Source organism: Kribbella qitaiheensis (genome assembly GCF_042657745.1).
Taxonomy (GTDB): Bacteria; Actinomycetota; Actinomycetes; order Propionibacteriales; family Kribbellaceae; genus Kribbella; species Kribbella qitaiheensis.
Window position 1 is genome coordinate 1 of the sequence record NZ_JBHSKE010000066.1, and the last position, 5,370, is coordinate 5,370.

At 69.3% G+C, this 5,370-nt stretch carries 5 protein-coding genes; all 5 read right to left on the bottom strand.

The annotated features are described in order from the left end of the window. Positions 1–130: 130 nt before the first annotated feature. Complete coding sequence (locus ACFPJ1_RS37095) at positions 131–934, bottom strand: CPBP family glutamic-type intramembrane protease (protein WP_380110985.1); 804 nt, start codon at positions 932–934, stop codon at positions 131–133. 34 nt (positions 935–968) lie between these two features. Continuing rightward, entirely contained in the window at positions 969–1,691 is a 723-nt protein-coding gene (locus ACFPJ1_RS37100; protein ID WP_380110986.1) for a hypothetical protein, read from the bottom strand. After that, the gene (locus tag ACFPJ1_RS37105; protein WP_380110987.1) at positions 1,691–2,638 is read right to left on the bottom strand and encodes an ABC transporter ATP-binding protein; all 948 of its coding nucleotides are present in this window, start codon (positions 2,636–2,638) and stop codon (positions 1,691–1,693) included. Before ACFPJ1_RS37105 ends, ACFPJ1_RS37100 begins: the two co-directional genes overlap by 1 nt. 103 nt (positions 2,639–2,741) lie before the next feature. Further along, positions 2,742–3,386, bottom strand: coding sequence for a response regulator transcription factor (locus ACFPJ1_RS37110; protein ID WP_380110988.1), 645 nt, complete (start codon positions 3,384–3,386; stop codon positions 2,742–2,744). Further along, positions 3,377–5,161, bottom strand: coding sequence for a sensor histidine kinase (locus tag ACFPJ1_RS37115; RefSeq protein WP_380110989.1), 1,785 nt, complete (start codon positions 5,159–5,161; stop codon positions 3,377–3,379). Before ACFPJ1_RS37115 ends, ACFPJ1_RS37110 begins: the two co-directional genes overlap by 10 nt. Positions 5,162–5,370 lie beyond the last annotated feature (209 nt).

Genomic DNA, 5,370 nt, shown 5'->3' on the forward strand with positions numbered 1-5,370 from the left:
CACACCGCACCCAAACCACCGCCGCTTGACACCCTTAACACCTGGGGTGTCTGTCGTTCCGCACGCCGTCCGCTCGACCGCAGCGATCGCCAAGCGCAGTTGGCCGGGACCGGGGCGATCGGTGTGGTGGTCATGAGACTGCCTCCGGGACCTCGGCGGGACGCCGACCCGGATTGATGCTGTCGGCGGATGCGGGACTCGTCCAGAAGTGGCGGTTGAAGACCAGCAAGCCGACGGCCAGCGCGCACCACACCGCGGCGTACAGCCAGCTCTCGCGGGTCGCGTCGGCGCCGGCGGACCAGAGATCGGAGGTGTTGATGCTGCCCTCGGTGGCATGGGCGATGAGGGTGATGAGGACACTGCCGGCGGCGTGGTTGAACAGCCACGCGTACCAGAAGGTGACGGCGACGGTGGTCAATGCCTCATAGGGATGCAGCCCGAACGAGGAGATGAAGAACAACGGCAGATGCCAGCCGGTGATCGCCGCGGCCATGATCGCGGTGGCGACGAGCGGGGTGCGCTTGGCCTGGAGGCTCGCCTGCGCGAAGCCGCGGAAGCTGGGCTCCTCGCTGAACGGCCCGCCGAAGGGGTCGATCATGTTCATGCCGATCGCCAGCGCGATCCCGTACCACGGCGTGAACTGACCGGTGGACGGTGCGGACGCCCCCAGCGCCTGGTTGATCGAGATCGTGACGAAGTGGATGAGCAGCGGGACGGCGAGCGCGACGACGTACCAGATCCATCGGACCCGCCACCGGATCAGCCGGGCGCCGATGGCCCGCAGGCCGGCGACTCCTTCGGTCAGGAAGACCACGATGAGGGCGGCGACCAGGGCACCCGGGGCGAAGAAGCTGCCGAACGGGACTGCTCCCCAGGCCAGTGCGTAAGCCAGCACGAAGAAGGTGAAAACGGGGTGATTGCGGATGAAGGACATGATGGATCTCCTGGGATCAAAGGTGGACGGGGAACTAACTCACGTCACGGCGAGAGAGCACAGCCGCGGCGAGCAGGGCGGACACGGCTGCGTAGCCGCTGAGACAGAGGACTGCCGTACCGCGGCCCAAGGTGGCGCCCTCTAGGCCGAGCAACTGGTTGATCAGGCCGTAGGGGAGGTACGCCACCCAGTCGCCGAGCGCCAGCCCGAGCAACCTCTCGGCCGGGAACCAGCCGACGATCACGAGTACCGCGGCGGCCTGACTGCGGCAGATGGTGCCGATGCTGACGCCGACGATGGCGAACAGCGGGACGGCGGCGATGGCGCTCACGACGATCGCGGGGGTCAGTCCGAGCGTGAGGTCTTTGGCTGCGACGAGTGGTTGTGCGATCGCCAGGGCCAGGCCCATCGCGGCCGCGCCGACGACGAGGGCGAACGCCGTATAGGTGGCCAGACTCGCCATCAGCAGGCGTGACCTGCGGGGCGCGGCGAGGAGGCGCTGGGTGATGGTGCCGTACCGGTAGTCTCCCGCGACCCCGCTCGCGGCGTACAGGCAGACGATGATCGTGACGATGACGCCGACGGTGATCATCACCGGCTCGCGCACCTGCACCGGCTCGACGTACGCGACCCCGAGATTGGTGCCGAGGTCGGCGAGGACCATCACCAGCACGGCGGCCACCGCGCCGAGCAGGACGCCGTAGGTACTGCGGAGCGTCCGCAGACCGAGGACCTGGGAGTGGATCAGCGTGATCATCAGTTCTCCTCGGATTGCGTGGTGAGTGCGAGGAAGGTGTCCTCGAGGCTCGGGGTCTCGTCAGTGATCTCGGAGAGCACGAGGCCGTGCTCGAGCGCCAGCCGGCCGATCTGTTCGGGCGGGCAACCGGTCACGACGACCGCGCCGTCCGGTCCGGCGATTCCGGTGAACCCGTCGGCGGCCAGAGCAGTGACCAGCACGTCCGGCTGCGCGGTACGGACGCGCACCTGGTGCGACGCGTGCGCCGCGAGGAGCGTGTCGAGCGGAGCTTGGGTGACGAGTCGGCCGGCCTTGATGACCACGACGTCGTCCACGGTCTGCGCGACCTCTGCAAGCACGCGGCTCGAGAGCAGGATCGTGCGGCCCTCCGCGGCGAGACCGCGCAGGAACTCGCGCAGCCAGCGGATGCCTTCGGGGTCGAGACCGTTTGCGGGCTCGTCCAGAACCAGGACCGCAGGATCGCCCATCAAGGCGCCGGCCAGGCCCAGTCGCTGACGCATCCCGAGGGAGAAGCCGCCGACCCGGCGGTCGGCAGCGGCGTCGAGTTCGACCAGTTCCAGCAGCGAACCGATCCGTGAGTGCGGTGCTCCGGCCTCGGCCGCCAGCATCGCCAGGTGGTTCCGGGCGGTCCGGGCCGGATGAGTCGTTGCCTCGAGCATCGACCCGACGGTGCTCAGCGGCCGGCGGAGATCGCGGTACAAGCGGCCCTCGATCCGGCAGCTGCCCTCGGTCGGCGCGATCAGTCCGAGCAGAGCCCGCAGCGTCGTCGTCTTGCCAGAGCCGTTGGCACCGAGGAAACCGGTGATCGTCCCGGCGGTGACCGAGAAGCTGAGCCGGTCCACCGCCCGTACCGAGCCGTAGTCCTTGCTCAGTCCGTCGACCTCGATGATCGACGGCGATCGATCGGCCCGGACGGGTTCGTTCTGGATGATTCGGGTCTTCAGCATCTTTCCTCCACAGGCAGCGTCTCCGTCGAGACTCGCCCCGGCGGGCGCGTTCGGCAGCCCGGTCAACCGGTGGAGGTGGGGTACGGGTTTCTGGTGTCCGTCGTCAGGCGCGCAGGTAGAGCAGGACGGCCAGCACCCGGCGGGACTCGCTGCGGGTGGACGGGATGCCGAGCTTGGTGAAGATGCCGGAGACGTACTTCTCCGCAGCCCGCAGGGTGATCACCAGCGCGTCGGCGATGCCCTGGTTGGAGGCGCCGGTGGCCATCAGCTCCAGCGCCTCGCGCTCGCGCGGGGTGAGCAGCGCGAGCGGATCGTCACCGCGCCGCCGTTGCAGCAGGGTGGAGACGATCTTCGGATCGATGGCCGAGCCGCCGCCGGCCACCCGCTGGACCGCGCCGGTGAAGTCGTCGACGTCGCTGATCCGGTCCTTCAGCAGGTAGCCGACGCCCTCGGCGGACTCCGACAGGAGCTGCATGGCCAGCCCGAGCTCGAGGTACTGCGACAGCACCAGGACGCCGACCTCCGGGTGCTGCTCCCGGATCTGCAGAGCGGCGCGCATGCCCTCGTCGTTGTGCGTGGGAGGCAACCGGATGTCGAGGATCGCGACCTCCGGCGGGAAGCTGCGCACGTACCTGAGCAGGTCGTCGGCGTTGTCGTACGCCGCGACCACCTCGAGCCCTGCCTCGCTCAGGATCCGGGTTACTCCCTCGCGCAGCAGGACGCTGTCCTCGGCGATCGCTACTCGCATGGGATCTCCGCCTCCAGCCGGGTCCCGCCACCCACGGGACTCCAGACCCGCAGCCTGCCGCCGACCGCCTCGACCCGGTCGGCGAGCCCGCGCAGGCCGGTCCCGCGCTCGGTGTCCGCTCCGCCGAGACCGTCGTCGATCACCTCGACGACGACCGCTCCGGCCGCCCGGGTGACCCGGACGGAGGCGGCGGTCGCGTGCGCGTGTTTGCCGATGTTGGTCAGGCTCTCGCTGACCACGTAGTACGCGGCGACCTCGACCCGCTCGGGCAGCCGGCCGCCGACTTCGACGTCCAGCGTGACCGGTACTGCGCCCTGTGCGGCGAGGGATTCCAGTGCGACGGCCAGCCCGTGACCGGTCAGTACGGCGGGATGGATGCCGCGTGCCACGTCACGGAGTTCGTCCAGCGAGACGCTGATCTCCCGCTTCGCCCGCAGCAGCCGTGCCCTGGTCTCCGTCTCCGTCTCGGTCGCGGAGCTGCCGGCGAGCATCCCGAGTTCGAGCGCCAGCGCGACCAGGCGCTGCTGGGCGCCGTCGTGCAGATTGCGCTCGAGCCGCTGCCGCTCCTTCTGGCCGGCGTCGAGGACGCGCGCTCGCGACCCTTGCAGTTCGCGCAGCCGGGCTCGCAGCTCGGCCTGCAGCCGGCTGTTCTCCAGGGCGATACCGGCCGCGGCGGCCACGGCGTCCAGCAGTTCCCGCTCGTCCTCGAGCGACCGGTCGAACTCGAATGCGACGACCGGCTCGCCGTCGCGATAGATCACTCGTGTCGCCCGTTCGTCCCCGGGACCGGCCAGGGTGACGGCATGTCCTTCGGCATCGGCCCAGCTCCCGTACTGCGGCAGCCAGTAGGCGAGCCGCAACGAGGGATCGTGCAGCGCACGGGCGAGTGGTTCGCGTAGATCCTTGGTTGGGTCCGCGCGCAACTCCAGCAGCAGCCCGCCGACATCGGTCCGGGCCAGCCGGGCGTCCAGCAGACCCAGCAGGAACGCGATCGGCGCGAGCCCGAGTGCCGCGAACGTGATGTGCCGGACGGTCTCGACATGAGACCAGCCACGAAGACCGGCGATGAAGAGGACCGCGAGCATGATCAGCGCCAGGCCGAACGTGTCCACCAGCAGCGCGGCCGGACGCCGACGCGTCTGGCTCGCGATCGGTCGTCGGAGCAGGAGGACCGCGCCGAACAGCAGCAGCGCGCTCATTGCGATCAGCTGGAACTGTTCGATCCGGGCGGCCGCTGCCGGGTTCTCCGTGACCGCGAAGAGGCTGTCCGGATTGATCCCGAGCAAGACCTTCACGAGTTGCAGGATCCCGGCGACGAAGTACCCGGCGAGCACGACTATCCGTCGCGGCCGCCCCTCCAGCCGTCCGCTGGGATAGGCCAGGAAGACGTGCAGGAACATCGCCGACGGCAGCATGTCGAGCAGGTGGCCGAGGGAGAGCAGGATGGGCACCGATGACCACTGCAGAGCGGTGAGTGCCATCACGAACGCAGTCGCGATCATCAGCGGCCCGAGCCTGCTGGCGGGCCGGCGCCACCAGGCGATGGCTCCGCTGATCAGGTACGGGACGGTGATCCAGTTGAACAGGAACGCCTGCAGCCCGGGCCGGACCAACTCGTCACCGGCCATCGCGAGGACGATCGACACCACCAGCGTGGCGAGCCCGCCGACGACGGTCGCCCACAGCGCCAACGGCCCCGGGCCGTGCGGCAGCCGCCCAGTCCTTTCGAGCGTCAACGCCGAGCCCACACGAGCCACCCCATCCTCTACCGGCAAGCGTGCTCCCATCGCCCGGCCCAGGCAATGCCCGACCTGGGCTCCCACTGCGGTGCGGCTGTACCGAGGAACAGGAAGAGCTCGCTCAGGACGTCGACCTCCACGCTCATCGAGGCGGTTGAGACGCAGAGCGAACGCAGTACCTCCTAATGGGTGTTATCGGGTCGGTCGCTGGCAGACTCGGTGCCTGTAGCCGCTGGTAAGTGAGC

Coding starts and splice junctions, on each gene's coding strand:
- ACFPJ1_RS37095 (WP_380110985.1), bottom strand. CDS start 934: ATGTCCTTCATCCGCAATCACCCCGTTTTCACCTTCTTCGTGCTGGCT.
- ACFPJ1_RS37100 (WP_380110986.1), bottom strand. CDS start 1,691: ATGATCACGCTGATCCACTCCCAGGTCCTCGGTCTGCGGACGCTCCGC.
- ACFPJ1_RS37105 (WP_380110987.1), bottom strand. CDS start 2,638: ATGCTGAAGACCCGAATCATCCAGAACGAACCCGTCCGGGCCGATCGA.
- ACFPJ1_RS37110 (WP_380110988.1), bottom strand. CDS start 3,386: ATGCGAGTAGCGATCGCCGAGGACAGCGTCCTGCTGCGCGAGGGAGTA.